We start from the raw sequence: 16,634 nt of genomic DNA, 5'->3' as shown, positions 1-16,634 counted from the left end.
TTATGAAAAAGATAGAGCGGTTCCCAATTGGAACCGCTCTGGCCCATGCCAGCAATCCGGCATGGGCTTTTGTGTTTAAATGAGTTCGGCGCGTAGCGCTTTCGCTGCCGCCACCATGTTGACGAGGGCGGGGCGCACCTCGTCCCATTTGCGGGTTTTCAAACCGCAATCGGGATTGACCCAGAGCTGTCCATCGGAAAGCTGTTTGCGGGCAAGCGCCAGCAGGTCTGTCATTTCGCTGACTTCCGGCACGCGTGGTGAGTGGATGTCATAAACGCCCGGTCCGATATCATTCGGATATTTGAACGACTTGAACGCATCGAGCAGCTCCATGCGTGAGCGTGAGGTTTCAATCGAAATCACGTCGGCATCCATATGAGCAATGGCGTCGATGATGTCATTGAACTCCGAATAGCACATATGGGTGTGGATTTGTGTTTGGTCGGCCACACCGCTTGAACACAGACGGAAGCTTTCGACAGCCCAATCGAGGTAGGTCGACCAGTCAGCGCGACGCAGCGGCAAGCCTTCGCGCAAGGCAGCCTCGTCGATCTGGATCATGGTTGCACCGGCACCTTCCAGATTGCTCACTTCGTCACGGATGGCGAGCGCGATCTGTCGGCAGGTTGCGGCGCGCGGAATATCATCACGAACAAACGACCAGTTGAGGATCGTCACAGGCCCCGTCAACATGCCCTTCATAGGCTTATCCGTCAGTGACTGCGCGTATTTCCACCAGGCAACTGTCATCGGCTCAGGACGGGAAACGTCACCGAAAATGATCGGAGGGCGGACATAGCGCGAGCCATAACTCTGCACCCAGGCGTATTTTGTGAAAGCGAAGCCCGAGAGCTGCTCGCCAAAATACTGAACCATGTCGTTACGCTCGAACTCGCCATGCACCAGTACATCGAGGCCGATTTCTTCCTGCCAGCGAATGGCGGCTTCAGTTTCGCGCTGGATGAAGCTCTCATACTGCGCATTGCTGATCTCGCCTTTGTTGACCGCTGCGCGTGCTTTGCGCACTTCAGGGGTCTGCGGAAAAGATCCGATTGTCGTGGTGGGGAAAGCGGGCAAGCCGAGCTTGTCGCTTTGAATTTTGCGTCGCTCGGTGAACACGCTGTTGCGCTTCTTTTGAGCTTCCGTGACAGCGGCAACGCGCTGTTCAACAGCCGGACTGTGGACCTTTGGCGATGCGCGGCGGGCTGCAATGGCCTCACTTGCGGCTTTCAGTTCTGAAAGAACCGTGCTTTTGCCTGACGAAAGCGCACGTCCCAGGATAGCAATCTCATCGATCTTTTGTGCTGCAAAAGCGAGCCAGTTTTTAAGTTCTGCATCGAGCCCGGTTTCCAGTTCAAGATCAATCGGTACATGCAGGAGCGAGCAGGATGGGGCAATTTCGATGCGTTCCAGCCCGCGCTTTTCAACGATGGGCTGAATGCGGTCGATGATGGCATTGAGATCGGCGCGCCAGATATTGCGGCCATCAATTACACCGAGAGAAAGATGCTGATCGGGGCGTGCTTTCGCTACAATGTCGTTAAGCTGATCTGCGCCGCGTACCAGATCGACGTGAAGACCCGCGACCGGCAAAGCCAATGCAGTGCCGAGATTGTGGCCCAGCTCACCGAAATAGGTAGCAAGCAGGATTTTCGCGTCGGAAGCAGTGGCAAGACGTTGGTAAGCAAGTTCAAATGCAGCCTGTTCATTTGGGATGAGATCGAGAGCCAGCGCTGGTTCGTCAATCTGCACCCAGTCGGCACCGGCATTTGCAAGTTCACGCAGCAGCTCTTCATAAACAGGCAGCAGCTTTGGCAGCAAGGCTACAGGATTGAAGCCTTCAGCGGTGGATTTAGCCAGCTTCAGGAATGTAACCGGGCCAAGAATAACTGGACGTGTGTGGATACCCAGTGCCTTGGCTTCGAGGAAGTGTTCGACCGGCTTGCGGGCCGAAAGCCTGAACTCCTGATCATCGCTGAGTTCTGGCACCATGTAGTGATAATTGGTGTCGAACCACTTGGTCATTTCAAGCGCAGTCACACCATGAACATGTGCATGTTCCTGGTTTCCACATCCGCAATCGCTGCTTGTTTTGCCTTCGCTGCCACGCGCCATGGCGAAATAAGTCTGGAGCGATACGTCGCCGCTTGACCAGCCGTAACGGGCAGGGATGGCGCCGACCATTACAGCCGTATCAAGCACATGATCGTAAAGAGAGAAGTCGTTGGATGGAATTTTCGTGATGCCGTGATCGCGCTGTTCGGCCCAGTTTGCTGCGCGCAAAGCGCTGGCAATAGTGAGCAGTTCTGCTTCAGACGATTTACCCGCCCAGAAAGCTTCGAGTGCAAATTTCAGTTCGCGATGACGGCCGATGCGCGGCACACCAAGGGTGGCGGTAGCGACGGTGGTTTGTGACATGGCTATATATACCCCGATATAGATGGGGGCGCGGGTTCACAGACGTGCGCGAAAAGGCTGCTTCTGGCAACCAGACCTGCGACACTCCGGGACACCCCGCCCGTGGACGTTGTTTTGTCATGGCAGGTCTCCTGGCTCGCGGGTCAGCGCCTCGATCCGCCTTCCCGAAACTTTCGTTCCAGTGGCATGATGGATTTCAGCTCGCCGCTTACAGTTGCGGGGGCAGCACCGGTTTTGTCTTTAACGCACCGGTTTCCCTCTTAGCTTTCGTCTGAAGGCTGACGGAAGACCATAACGCTCGTTAGTCTGGCGGAAGCCTCGTCGCTTGTCAATATTACATAAAGAAATGTTTATGTGTTTATGTGAAAAAATCGCCTGCAATTATTGCTTAGCCGAAAGTACTAAGGGGATAGAACCAAGACCCGATGGCTTGTTTAAGAGAACTCGAATAAAAACAGATAATTAAGGGGTCAGCGCGTAATCTTCGTGAGCGCCGGAAATATCAATTGATATGGCTCTGCAGGTGGGACTCATGCTAACGGTGCGACTATTGGGCTGGTTTTACGGTCAGATTTCTGAGCTAGATATCTGATTTCACTGATTAAAAAGAGTTGGGTTTAGCCGAATCCTCAACGGCGATTGTTCGCATTCTCGCCTTGAGGGGGCAGGATATATTCGTATGAGTTTCAGATATCCCTGGCAGAGACTGGCTTTGTTACCGCGTGTCGGTAAGCAGATCATACTTCTGTTGAGCGACTGCCTCTTGTTGTTGCTCAGTGCCTATCTCGCCTTTGTTATGCGTCTTGGCTTTGTTTTTGTCCCGACACAGACGCAGATTTTCCTGATCGCTATTGCTCCGGCTCTGGCTATTCCAGTCTTTATTCGTTTTGGTCTTTATCGAGCGATTATCCGCTATCTCGCCGAGCGGGCCATCTGGCCTATTTTTCAGGCAACGGCGATTGCGGCCCTGTTCTGGGTGGCACTGGTCTTTCTTATGGAGTCCTATGGCGGCGCTGGTTTGCCGCGTTCGGTTCCGCTGCTCTACTGGCTTTTGAGTACTGTCCTTATTTCGGCGAGCCGCTTTGGTGCAAAATGGCTTCTACGCAGTGCTGAAACCAGCAAGGTCTATTCAAGTACCGCGCTGATTATTGGTGTGGGCGAACCCGGGCGCCAGCTGGCGACGGCACTGAGAAGCCATAGCGATACGCATGTGATCGGTTTCGTGGACCCGACGGGCCAGCTCAGCGGAATGGATATTATCGGGCTTCGCGTTTACGATGTATCTCAGATCCCCAACCTGATCGAAAACTTTGGAATTCGTCAGGTCGTCATTTCTGAGCCGGAACTGGATCAGAAGCAGCGACAGGAGTTGGCGCGTCTGCTTGGCCGTCTCCCGGTCAGTACGCGTATTCTGCCCCCAATCGCTGATCTGACTGCGGGCAAATATCTTGTCAGCGCTCTGCGCAATGTCGAGATTGACGATTTGCTTGGGCGCTCGCCTGTACCGCCTGATGTTGATCTCCTCCGTGAAGTTGTCGAAGGCCGACGCATTATGGTGACGGGCGCTGGCGGGTCGATAGGCAGTCAGCTTTGCCGCACAATTGCACAGTGGAATCCCAGCTGTATCGTTCTTTTTGAATCGAGCGAGTTCGCGCTCTATCAGATTGAGCGCCAGTTACGACAGATCGCGCCATGCGATGTCATTCCGGTACTCGGCACAGTCGCGAACCAGCATTGCGTCGAAAAAGCAATCCGCGCTCATGCTGTTGATACGGTCTATCATTGTGCAGCTTATAAGCATGTGCCGCTTGTTGAGCAGAATCCGCTTGTCGGTATCAGCAACAATGTGTTTGGAACTCTGAACGTTGCAGCGGCAGCGCTTGCGACCGATGTCGAACGAATGGTGCTGATTTCATCCGACAAGGCCGTGCGACCAACGAATATCATGGGCGCGACAAAGCGCTGGGCAGAACTTGTCGTTTATTACTACGGAACACTCGCTGAAAAGGCGGGGCACCATAAATTGTTCTATTCCGTCCGCTTCGGCAATGTTCTGGGCTCCAACGGTTCGGTGGTTCCGCTTTTCCGCGAACAGATTGCCAATGGTGGACCGGTTACGCTCACACACGAAGACATGACGCGTTATTTCATGTCAATCAAGGAAGCTGCCGAGCTCATCGTGCAGTCCGGTGCCATTGCCAAATCCGGCGATACGGTGCTTCTCGAAATGGGTGATCCAGTCAAGGTTCGTGATCTGGCCGAGAATATGATCCTGCTTGCGGGACTGACGGTGCGTAGCGCCGACAATCCCGACGGCGATATTGCGATTGAGGTGACGGGCATTCGCGAAGGTGAGAAGATGTATGAAGAGCTTTTCTACGATCCGTCTCAGGCTCAGACGACGCGCCACCCCAAAATTATGCGTGCACCAAAGGGTCAGAAGGTTGCTGTGGACGTCCCTAAAAGCCTTGATACTCTTCGGGCTGCGATGGAGACAGAAGATGCCAACGCTGCCCGCAAGGTTCTGTTTGACGTCATAATTTCCTGAAGCGTCCGCGGAAATCGAGCAGCAGCAAAAGCACTGCGACCGCGGCGATGAGCACGAATATAATCTGCGAAAGCATATGGTCGAAAACCATAATCGCTGCCGCACATGCTGTCAGAATGATATTGAGCAGTGCAACGTGGCTCACCACCTTCCACACGCTCCACCCGGCTCGTTTGGCGACCTGATAGGCGTGTTTTGAATGAGCTTTCAGGATATTATCGCCTGCCAGACCGCGTAAGATGATCGTCGTGCCGGCATCAAGCACGTAATAGAGCGGCAGAATAAGCGCGACCGCTATATGCGTTTCCCGTGCCAAAAGTAGAAGCGCGGTTCCAGCAAGCAGCCCCAGCGGAAAGCTGCCGGAATCGCCCAAAAAAACGCTTGCGGGTGGACGGTTGTAAAAAGCAAACCCGAGAAGCCCGCCCGCCGTGATTGCAGCGATCGTGCCGCTTTCAACGCCTGCGAGCTGAAACGCTGCCAGCAGTGCGACTCCAGCCATGGGCACGCCAATGCCTGCGACAGTCATGCAATCCAGGCCATCCATGAAGTTTGTGACATTGATTGCAGCGACAAGCGTGATGACGATCAGCGGGATCTCAGCCCAATGAGGCAAAAGCTCTGGCAATAGTCGGAAATCGGGGCCGAGCCCATAAATCACGAGGCATGCGGCCACAAACTGCGAGCCAAAGCGCGTTGTGACGGAAAGCTCGAAACGATCATCCAGACCTCCGATAACCCAGAGCAATAAACAGGCACCGCTTAGACAGAGGACCAGATCAATAGTCAGTCCAAGATCTGTGCCGAACATTAAAAGCGAGACAATAATCGCCGGTATGAGCGCAAGGCCGCCGATTTGCCTGGCGGCGACGCTATGATTGGAACGCGCATTGAATTTTGCCGCAAGAAAGCTTGCTGGCAGACGCGCGGATAAAACATAAAGCCCGACGCCGCAAAGAATGACGCTTGCAAGAAAGGAGACTAGCAACAAGATCATTGCAACAACCAATAAAAAATGACTCTATCATCGAATTACCAGCTTTGGATGCGAAGGCAAATCCCTGTGCTTGGCTGATTTGCGTTACTGATCATACTCTGACGAAATTCTTTATCCCCAGTCCTTGTTAAGCTTTTCAGATTTCGTCGATAGGCGATTGCACTTGGCGCGGGGAGCGGCTATAAGCCCGCCCAATCGATCGCATAGATCTGATTTGTTGGGGCGTAGCCAAGCGGTAAGGCACCGGTTTTTGGTACCGGCATCCCCTGGTTCGAATCCAGGCGCCCCAGCCATGAATTAAGAGCAACATCAGCGGCCTATTGATTTTGTTCAAATTTCCCTCTGGCTGGGAATCCTCATTATTTTCATATTCGCCGGATGCGCACTTAACTGTGGCACAGAGCAATCACACATGCCGATTCTTGTGAATTTCGGTTTCGTGTCAGCTCCAGACCGCGGATATGACATGACAGTCAGACATCAGGTTCAGAATCATCAGCGGCGCGGAAATATTTTCTATTGGCGTCCCGTCTCCCCCGCTCAGTGCATCGGCGGCAGGAACTTTGGGCGGCACAGACTACTCTCCATGGCAAAAGCATAGGAGCCATTGAATCATTACCGGCAAACGAAGCCACGGCCTTCCTTAAGTCACCAACAAAATTGCAAGCTTTTCACCGGTCTCCGTACGAAACCTTGCAAATATCAATACTTAAATCTGAGAAGGTGATATTAAATATCAAAGGGTTGGCCATTGTTCACCGACGACTACATATCTTGAACCGCCTCATCTTGGGCGGTTTGAAAATGGGCCTTAATAAAAATTTTCAAAGGATGCTTGGTCGTTTTTTATCGAATGTTAGCGGAATATGGCCCCAAAAGAGCCTTATTGAATGGTAACGACGGAGTTGACTTAGGAGAGCTGTTTCTTCAATTACGCTATAACGCATTGATAAGAAAATTATTCGAGAAAGTGGCAGTCGTGACAAATAGAAGATTGGCCCGGATAAAATCATGAGTACCGACATTTCTACAGCAAATGTGACCCATGAGGTTGTAATCCCCGAGCCTACAAAGGGAGTGAAGGTCGCTCTTCGTGATATCTCGGAAGCTCTGTCAAAATATCGATTAGCTTTGATTTTCGGATGGCAGGATGTTGCGCAGCGCTATCGTCGCTCCCGCGTCGGTGCATTCTGGCTTACTTTAAATATGGCTGTGTTTATTGGCGCGCTTGGCTTGATTTTTGGAACGCTTTTTCAAAGCGAGATGCGTGAGTTCCTGCCGTATCTTTGTGCTGGTGTTATTACTTGGGGCTTTATCTCGACGTGTTTGAATGAGGGGTGTACAACATTTACGTCTTCGGATGGAATAATCCTGCAAGTTAGAATGCCATTGTTTACACATATTATGCGCGCGGTGTGGAGAAATGTAATAATATTTGCCCATAATATTGTTATTTTTCCTATTCTACTTCTTATTTTGGGCAGGATGATCAGTTTAAATGCGCTCTGGGCGATTCCTGGTTTTCTTCTATTGTGTCTGAACCTATCTTGGATGATGCTCATTCTAGCAATTTTATGCGCTAGATTTCGGGATATGACCCAAGTGGTAACAAATATTCTTCAAGTGCTGTTCTACGCTACGCCCATCATGTGGATGGTTAAGATTCTGCCTGATCACGTCTCCCGAGCATTCATTGAGTTAAATCCATTTTATCACTTTATAGAACTTGTAAGGGCTCCACTATTCGGCTCTCCGCCATCCTTGCTTGATTGGGCCTTTGGTTTTGCATGCGCGATAATTGGTTGGGGTGTCGCAATCATATTTTTCGGGCGCTATCGTTGGCGCGTAGCGTATTGGTTGTAGAAAATGAGTTTAATTCAACTTCAGAATGTTAGCGTCGAGTTTCCGATTTATAACTCGACAAGCCGTTCGCTCAAAAACAGGGTTCTCAGCATAGCAACGGGTGGAAAAATCGAAAGGCGCAGTGATCGTCTGGTGATTGTGCGTGGACTCGATGATGTTTCCATGACTTTCAGGGATGGAGATCGGGTTGGCCTGATTGGCCATAATGGATCTGGGAAAACCACTCTACTTCGTGTGTTGTCGGGCATTTATACGCCGACACATGGAAGCTCAGTCATCAATGGTAATTGCGTATCATTGATCAATATCAATCTGGGCATAGACCCAGATGCGACAGGTAAAGAGAATATTCGTCTGCGTTCCGCAATGATGGGTATGCCGCCTGAGGAAATTGCTGATAAGTTTGATCAAATCGCTGAGTTTTCGGGTCTTGGAGAATTCTTGGATGTTCCGTTCCGCACTTACTCGTCTGGTATGCAGTTACGGCTGGCATTTGCGACTTCAACGGCTGTTCGGCCTGAAATTCTGATAATGGATGAATGGCTTTCAACCGGCGACGAGGATTTTAAGGAACGTGCAAACATCCGTATGCGTGAACTTGTCGACTCCACGAAAATACTCGTTCTCGCGAGTCATTCAAAGGATCTGATGAAGAAGAATTGCAACAGAATAATCTGGCTTGAACACGGACGAGTTAAAATGGATGGCTCTCCAGATGAGGTTTTGACAACTTACTTCGGCGAATGACAAGTTTGCATCTGCGCTTTTAGAAGTCAAAAACGCGTTGTAATTGGGTTAAGCACAATACGCTATTCTTATCGTGTCTCTTATAAGCCGAAAATTTCTTTGGCTTTTGAAAATCAGTAGCCAAGCCACTTTCATATCAATGGCTTACCGGGGCAATTGTTAACGCTAGATAGTTCCCGCATGCGAGTTTTCTGTTTTCCATTACAAGGTATTGTACAAATCATGCCAACATTCGGTAGCCGTTTCAGACAGTTGACTAATGCGCTGCGCTATCTTACACGCGGAGACTTATCAGGGCTTTTGAACCGCCTGAAATGGTATGGTCGGGAATATTCTCATGTGAAATTGCGTCAACGCCTCGCAAATGGAAACGGCGTTGTGTGGGGAATTCTTTGCACTCCGCACACCGTCTTTATAGCACGCACAATATCTGATCGTTTGGCGTTCCACGGGATCGAGAGTGAAATCGTAACTGGCTCGATGAAGAGTTTCGATCATGATTTTTATATCGTACTATGCGCACAGATGTTCGGGCGACTTCCGCCAGCAAATAAACGTGTCATATTTCAGCTCGAGCAATCGGTGAGTTCGAGATGGTTCACACCGAAATATATCAAAATTCTCACTGATTCATTGGGAGTACTTGATTATTCTTTAACGAACATTGATTTTCTGGACAAGAATGGACTGAAGTATCCAAAAGTACATTATCTGCCTATCGGTGCTTCGCTGGAAGGAGCCCTTGAAGGGAATGCAAAGCCCAAAAAATATGATTTTGTATTTTATGGCGATAGTTCAAGCAGCGAAAGACGACGTAGATTTCTTGAGAAACTTCAGGAGAAATATAGCGTAAAAATATGCAACGATTTGTTTGGAAGTGAACTTTACGCTATTATACAGGAATCAAAAGTTGTTATAAATATTCACTACTATGAAGGTGCATTGTTAGAAATGCCTCGGATATGCGAGTGTATTTCCTTAGGTATCCCTGTTCTTTCCGAAGGTACGGCTGATCAGGATGAATATCCTGAACTTGAAGGGGCCGTAAAATTCTTCGATGAGGGGTCTATCGATAGCATGATGGCCTCTGCTTTGAATATGCTGAACAACTTGGAGACTATAAGCAAAACTCTTGAAACGGCTGTTTCAGTTAGTGCCGCACGGTTCAATTTTATGATGGACCGCTTTCTGGTGGCGATTGGAGTTGTTCCAGCCAATGTTATTCTCGAACACCCAATATATGTGGCCCGAGAAAGTGACTTTTTCGCTCTTTCATTGCCCGAAACGATACAACGGCGGAGAAACATAGCCCAGTCTCTGCCGGATAGTTGTGAATTATTTGATGGCATTCGACATAATTTGGGCTGGGTCGGCTGTGGGGGCAGTTTTAATGCCTTATCGCGCTATGCGATTGCGAACGAAGTGGACAGGTTGACCGTTATTGAAGATGACGTGGAACTACCCGAGAATTTCACTGCCATCCTTCATGAGATTAATGAATATCTCGATATGCGTAAATCGAATTGGGATATATTTTCAGGCCTGATGGCAGATGTTCATTCCAGTGCGAAGGTTATCTCTGTCGAACAATTTGGCGAGCGAACCTATGTCACTATAGACAAGATGACTAGCACGGTATTCAATATATATAATGAAAGTTCTTTGAAACTATTGTCACGATGGGATCCGCTTAATTTTGATGCTGTCACGAATACAATCGACAGGTATCTGGAGCGTCAGGAAAATCTTCGGGTCGTTGTTGCCTTACCGTTTATTGCTGGCCATAAGGAGGATGCGACATCAACGCTGTGGGGCTTCGAGAACGAGCGTTATACCCCAATGATCGTAGATGCACAGCGAAAGATTGAATCGCTGGTTCAAGAGTGGCGGCGTTCTCATCCTCAGATAAATTATGATTAACGAGTTGAATTATATATCGAAATCGCACACGTCTGTTCCAAAGAATGCTCTTTTGTCGCGTTTGACAGATAAAGGCCTATCAATTACTCCAAACTTAGAGTCATGGAGATGAAGGTTTTGTCCAATCAAAGAGTATTGGTGCTGGGTGGTGGCGGATTTGTGGGTACGCACCTATGCAATCGACTATTATTGGCTGGTTACAACGTACGCGCGTTCGGAAGAAAAGAACCAGACTCATTGCACAACGATATTGAGTTCCTGAGCGGGGATTTCTCTGATATAGATCAAGTAAGACATGCTCTTGTCGGACAGGATTATGTTTATCATTTAATTCATGGTACAAGCCCACCAAAAGTTAACTCTGATATCACTGGCGACATTATAAGAACTATTAATCCAACACTTTCATTGCTTTCTCAATGCGCAGAATATGAAGTAAAGAAAGTTATATTTGTTAGCTCTGGTGGTACGGTGTATGGCAATAATGGGATGATTGCTTCAAGAGAAAGCGACCCGACAATGCCAATAAGCGCATATGGGGCGCACAAACTTCTTATCGAAAACTATCTCAGAGTGTTTTCCTCTACTAAGAAGCTCGACTATCTAATTTTTCGTTTGTCAAATCCTTACGGACCGCTGCAATCTGTAAACAAAGGGGTCGGGCTAATAGCCGCTGTAATCGATGCCATAAGAAATGATCGCGCCGTCGACATATATGGTGACGGTGAAACGCAGAGGGACTACATTTACATTGGGGATGCCGTTCGGGCAATGGAGGCGGCCATATCCTATGAAGGAACTCATAAGATTTTCAATATAGGTAGCGGAGAAGGGAAAAGCGTTAATGAAATTATTTCCCTTATCGAACAAACAATGGGTGTAAAAGCAAAGAAAAACGCCCTGCCAGGGAGAAGTTTCGATGTTAGAAAAAGTGTTCTCGATATATCGTTAATAAGGAATGAACTCGATTGGCATCCGAATGTTGATCTGAGCGACGGCATAAATCTTACTGTTAATAGTTTATAGGATTCCATTGTGAGTTCGGATAATTTTTTGATGCCTACACCCGCAGAAGTTGATCAAAGGCCTTACGACAATATCAACATCGCACATCAGTATATATCAACTCCACAATGGAACTTTGGGGTAAACGCCCAAGCTCGCGTGCTGAACGATATTTTCAATGATGGTTTAACTTCGGATATTGTTTGGCAACCAGATACATACCATTCCGCAAAGCAGTATACCGATGTTTCCGGGGTGAAGCGTATAATTGACATTGGTTGTGGCAGCGCTCTTAAGCTCAAGAGTCTATTTTCGGAAAGCGATTTCGAGGTTGTAGCTGTTGATTTTGCTGGCTCCTTGATCGCAGCCAAGGAGAACTATCCAGCTGCAACGCATGTCGAGTGCGATCTAACATCGTGGAATGAAGTACTGGCAGTGGCCGAAAAATTTCGGGACGGCGTCCCGACTGTAATTTTGTGCGCCGATGTAATCGAACATATACCTGATCCTAGGCCATTGTTGGCATTCATTCGATTATTATTGGCGGGGTCGGTCGACAATCGATGCTTCCTGTCTACGCCAGATCGCTCCAGGTTGGGGTATCACAGTCTAACAAGCAGGCCAGCTAACCCAGCCCATATTCGTGAGTGGACGAACGGAGAACTTAGAAACCTCTTGATGGCATCAGGATTCCACGTGGTGCAGATCGGTAATATCCGTGCGAATATACACGACGAGCTTGCTAGTACCATATTGGCGGAATGTTCATTCGATGCTGCGTCATATGAAGAGGTATTATCGCGCTACGGGATGTCCCAGAATGTATCTTCTATAATGATGACGACGGAATATCCTGGATTAGTTGCGAGCGGTGGCATTGGCACTTTTGTAGCAGACTGGCACCGTTCCATTGACGGCTCTGCAGTGCTTGCTGCATTCGATTTTGATAAGAAGAAGAAGGCTGCCAACGACGTTATTTTCAGCCCATCAGATATAATAGATGTATCGAAAATTGGTGATATTGGAATTGCCGACGTATTGCTCCAAGCTGTCACTCAATTGCTTTTTATGTGTCCTGATCTTAAGGAAGTTCATTTCCAAGAGTATTTGGGTATCGGAACTCGTATTGCTCAGGCTAAGAGAACGGGAGTTCTTCCTGATACACTTACAATCGTTGTTCATTGTCATGGCAACCAGCATTATCTTGAAAATGCTAACCAATCTTGGTCAGGCGCCGATGCACAAGTATGCGCGGTAAAAGAAAAGATTTGTATAGAGCTTAGCGATCTAGTCGTTTTCCCGTCGGTTTTTCTGCGCAATCTTTACATTCAAGCAGGCATTCGAATTGATAATGATAGGGTTTTAATGTGCCCTTATCGATACGCGAACGTTACTGCCGATAACTTGAGATTCTCCAATATTAGACGCGTCGTTTTCATTGGGAAATTCATGCCGATGAAAGGTTTCGACCTCTTTTGTGAATCTTTTAACGAGAGTTTTTGTAAAGAGCTTCAAGCAAAAGGAATTGAGGAGGTCACGCTTATTGGCCGCGGCCCTAATGGAGGGTATGTCAACGAGGCGGCAATCAAACGTCATTTCAAATTGACGGTGTACACCGAGTTTGATCTTGCGAAACTTGTTTCGTACATAAGGGAGCAACGATCCGATAGCTTATTTGTGGAGCCATATCGGGGCGATAATTTTCCGCTCGCAGTCTATGATGTTGTCGGTAATGGCGGCTTGCTCCTGACTGGGAACGCAGGAGGCATCCCTGAAATGTTCCAAGTTGAAGCTTGGCGGGAATGCTTAGCGGACCTTTCCATCGAATCGCTCCGTCACAAAATTCGCGAACTGGTCGATTGGGATAATGAGAAAAAGAACCGTATCGTCGATGAACTTATCGACGATTTGCGAAGGACTAATATTAAGGCGGAAAATATTAAGTATGAAAAGGTCGATAGAAAAGAAGTAGAGCTTCTTAGTTCGACAGTGATGATCCCATTCTATAACACTGATATTTCTGAGTTTACTGACTTGCTGAAATCGTTAAACCAGCAGGCTCTTCGACCAACTGAAATTATCATCGTAAACGATGCTTCTGATTATAAGAGCCGGATCGAGATGGCAGAAGCGGCTCAAAAGCACCTCGATGTACCGTTCAGGATTATTGATCATGCGTACAATTGCGGACTGGCCGGTGCAAGAAATACAGCGTTATCTGCCTGCACGACGGACTTGATACTAAACGCTGATTCGGACGATATTCCACTAAATGACTGGGTTAAGACAATAGTCATTGCGTTGAGCCGTGACTCAACTGCGGCTGCGGCGGTGCCATATTTGACCGCGTTTGATGCTGGTACGAACTTCAATCAATACTATCCGATGGGACAATATACATACCGCCCGCTTGGAGATGGGTTCGTTACCTCTCAAGCCCAAAATGACTTGGGTCATGCAAACTCTGGATACAGGGTTTCTCATGCGAAAGGTATGGGAGGATGGAATGCCGCGTCCAAAGCAAAGTATGAAGACTGGGCATTCTATCTCAACGTCATAGCCAATGGCCTTCGCATCGCGATTATCCCGACGGTAACTTGTCTCTACCGTGTACGGAAAAATTCGATGGCGAGGACGTATTCTGAGTGGCCGGGTCAAGTTCGGCTTTATCAGACAACGAATGGTTTATCTAGATTCGAGACGCTTCAACTACAGCGCTTGTCCCGCATGGCTTCCGGCACTGGCGGAATTATCGAACTGCAGAGGCGATTGAGTGCATTAGAGAACCGAAAAGTTATCAGAATAACGAATGCAGTTTCTGCGCGATTAGAACGAATGCCGGTTGTTTATTCTGCTGTTCGTAAAATGGCCCGGTTCTCTTGGAATTTCGCCAATCGCATGAGACGAGCGCTGCGGTCTTAACCGCAGCGTTACGTATTCATCATCACGTCAACCCAGAAAGCGCTCCATTGCTTTATCAATGGAAGCGATGTTTTTGTGTGGGTTCTGGTTGAGGTTGACGTGCTGCATTGACGAAACTATGGCTGCCGCCAGCGATTGTTTCGCTTCTTTTGATCGTTCTGAGGACGGGTGCTTAACAATTTCTATAAGGCTATCAAAGAAACCGTAGTTTACGTGATAGTTGTCCGGTAAAGTAAGTGCAGGCACAGAGAGGGTGTGGGGCACACCTCCGTTAACCCATTCGTCGGCTGTAATTGTCGGTATTGATGAGAAATTCTTGAATGGAAACGATGCTAGTCTGATTACATCGCTAGAAATATAATCTTCCTCGACTGGAAGTCGAACGACTGGGGTGCTGGCGATCAGCGCATCCAAAATTAAAGTTGAATGAGTAGTGATAACGCCGTCGACGGCCTTTACAAGGCGCATGAGTGGCCAATCTATGGAGGTTAAAAGAATATCATCAACTAGAATGGCGTTTTCCGCCTCAGTGGATGCAATAAAATCATAAATAGAGTTATCGTCTGGATGTGGTTTGATAAAGAAAAGATGATCTTTATTGTTTTTCAATATTCGAGAAATCCAAGAGTAGGTATCGTCAGATCCGTAACGATGGACTGACCAGTGAAGATTCAGAGCAATCAGAATATGCCTCTTGTACCGGCGGGTCCATTCACCAAAACGGTGTGGTATTGCATTGATCGCTTGCTGTAATTGAGCATCAAGGAATTTGGGTGAACCGAGCACCTCTATTGTGTGGCAATGAGCACTGGAAAGGGCCGACCTCATCGCGTCTTCTGCACCTTCATCCCAAACACCAATAACTTCTGATGATGGCGACAATACCGACGCTATAGTCATCCCGTGCTGAAGTGAAACAGTATGAAACCCAGCGTCACGCGCCTTACTCATTGTTATCGAGTTGAGTTGGTGAGTAATGCTGTGGTTCCCTTCTGTTGCAGTCATCCAAAGCCGGGAGGCATTAGAAGATGGCGTCATCAATGCGGCGGCGTCGTCAACCGTGCGAAGAGTTGTGTACTCAATTCCTTTCTGTGTCAGAAATCCTCGAATGACGTTTTGATAGGATTCACTTATGCAATCACTACGAAGTGTCACCCGCAGCCTATCGGAAGGCCAAACGTCCATAATGCTACGTAAAAAGGACCAATCCTGGACGAAGTGAACAGAATAGGTTAACTCTGGGTACACACGTTCAAGGGATCGCTTATGCCAACGATAAGCAATATCTAGATATTCTGCGACCTTTTCTCGTAAATCCACGATAGAGGGCGATTGAACACCGTTATTGCGAACGACAAGATAGTGTTGATGGTTTTTGATATCGCGAAAGGCGTTTATTCTCTGCCAATGAGCAACAGAGATAATATCAGCACCCGTTCCGGTGTATCGTGTGTTTCTAATGAGGTCATCGAAATAGGTATCAGAATAAACTTCGTAGTCCGCGAGTTTGAAAAGTGCTTTCCAGGTTTCAATCGGTAGAACGCTCGAATGAAAACTGTTCGATCGCGAACTGGGTCTGGTACTAATCGAAATGACGAGAGCCTTGCCGATGATTGGTTTCAAATTGAGAAGAAAGTCGGCAAGATGCTCGTTATCAATGTGCTCTGCAACGTCTAGGCAGGTAGATATCCAGGAGTCTCCCAGGTTCTCGTTGATGAATGGTTGGATATCATTTGTCTCATCCACTTCGTAATGCGATAGATCAAACTTTTTACAAAAATCTTCAGGGTTGTCGTAGTAGTCTAGTGATGCAGCTTTGCCGCCGAAACCGCGCCATATACGAGACAGTGTTCCGTTACCCCCTCCTATATCTAAAAGACTTTCTACACCTATCTCACCAGCTAGTTTTTGAAGCAAAAGAGGGAATCGTTCAACATCGTATGATGTTGAGCCTGATTGGTGAGCATAATAATTCTGAGCGTACAGCTTTTCGTAATTGGTTACGCTGGCGGTCGCGTGACGAACCAAGAATAACGGGTTTGGATTGTGATCGACGTCCGAAGTGAAACCAGAAGACATTAACGATTTGAATTTATTCAGTATAGACTTCATGATCTTAGAATCCATCCTCCACTAATTCTCAAATATCAAACAACAACTGGTGTACAAACAAAACAGTTTAATGAGTCGGGCTATCTTTCGTCCAAAGATATACGC

At 47.9% G+C, this 16,634-nt stretch carries 9 protein-coding genes, 1 tRNA gene and 1 riboswitch; of the genes, 7 read left to right on the top strand and 3 right to left on the bottom strand.

Annotated features, from left to right (window positions below):
* Positions 1-75 precede the first annotated feature (75 nt).
* Positions 76-2,418 (bottom strand): 5-methyltetrahydropteroyltriglutamate--homocysteine S-methyltransferase, encoded by a 2,343-nt coding sequence (metE, locus tag QBD00_RS10660; RefSeq protein WP_318579435.1) that lies wholly within the window; start codon positions 2,416-2,418, stop codon positions 76-78.
* A gap of 103 nt (positions 2,419-2,521) precedes the next feature.
* A riboswitch (cobalamin riboswitch) is annotated at positions 2,522-2,727 on the bottom strand.
* A 370-nt stretch (positions 2,728-3,097) separates the two neighbouring features.
* Between metE and QBD00_RS10655 the strand changes: the two genes are divergently transcribed.
* A complete protein-coding gene (locus QBD00_RS10655; RefSeq protein WP_318579434.1) occupies positions 3,098-4,966 on the top strand; it encodes a nucleoside-diphosphate sugar epimerase/dehydratase in 1,869 nt (622 codons plus the stop codon).
* Here QBD00_RS10655 and QBD00_RS10650 read toward each other — a convergent pair.
* On the bottom strand, positions 4,953-5,960 hold the full coding sequence (locus QBD00_RS10650; protein ID WP_318579433.1) for a glycoside hydrolase: 1,008 nt from the start codon (positions 5,958-5,960) through the stop codon (positions 4,953-4,955). The genes QBD00_RS10655 and QBD00_RS10650 overlap by 14 nt on opposite strands.
* 218 nt (positions 5,961-6,178) lie before the next feature.
* Here QBD00_RS10650 and QBD00_RS10645 point away from each other — a divergent pair.
* The 6 genes from QBD00_RS10645 to QBD00_RS10620 all read left to right on the top strand — a co-directional run bounded on the left by QBD00_RS10645 (position 6,179) and on the right by QBD00_RS10620 (position 14,417).
* Positions 6,179-6,253, top strand: a tRNA-Gln gene (locus tag QBD00_RS10645).
* Between the two features lie 718 nt (positions 6,254-6,971).
* Positions 6,972-7,823, top strand: a complete 852-nt coding sequence (locus tag QBD00_RS10640; protein WP_318579432.1) for an ABC transporter permease — start codon at positions 6,972-6,974, stop codon at positions 7,821-7,823.
* Positions 7,824-7,826: 3 nt separating this feature from the next.
* Positions 7,827-8,570 (top strand): ABC transporter ATP-binding protein, encoded by a 744-nt coding sequence (locus tag QBD00_RS10635; protein WP_318579431.1) that lies wholly within the window; start codon positions 7,827-7,829, stop codon positions 8,568-8,570.
* Positions 8,571-8,792: 222 nt separating this feature from the next.
* On the top strand, positions 8,793-10,490 hold the full coding sequence (locus tag QBD00_RS10630) for a methyltransferase type 11 (RefSeq protein ID WP_318579430.1): 1,698 nt from the start codon (positions 8,793-8,795) through the stop codon (positions 10,488-10,490).
* Positions 10,491-10,598: 108 nt separating this feature from the next.
* Positions 10,599-11,516 (top strand): NAD-dependent epimerase/dehydratase family protein, encoded by a 918-nt coding sequence (locus tag QBD00_RS10625; protein WP_318579429.1) that lies wholly within the window; start codon positions 10,599-10,601, stop codon positions 11,514-11,516.
* 9 nt (positions 11,517-11,525) lie between these two features.
* On the top strand, positions 11,526-14,417 hold the full coding sequence (locus QBD00_RS10620; protein WP_318579428.1) for a glycosyltransferase: 2,892 nt from the start codon (positions 11,526-11,528) through the stop codon (positions 14,415-14,417).
* A gap of 27 nt (positions 14,418-14,444) precedes the next feature.
* On the opposite strand, the gene QBD00_RS10615 is transcribed toward QBD00_RS10620, so the two are convergent.
* The gene (locus QBD00_RS10615; RefSeq protein WP_318579427.1) at positions 14,445-16,529 is read right to left on the bottom strand and encodes a hypothetical protein; all 2,085 of its coding nucleotides are present in this window, start codon (positions 16,527-16,529) and stop codon (positions 14,445-14,447) included.
* Positions 16,530-16,634 lie beyond the last annotated feature (105 nt).

Origin of the sequence: Ochrobactrum sp. AN78, from assembly GCF_029909885.1 — a bacterium.
Classification (GTDB): Bacteria; Pseudomonadota; Alphaproteobacteria; order Rhizobiales; family Rhizobiaceae; genus Brucella; species Brucella quorumnocens.
This window is presented reverse-complemented; position numbering and strand designations above follow the sequence as displayed.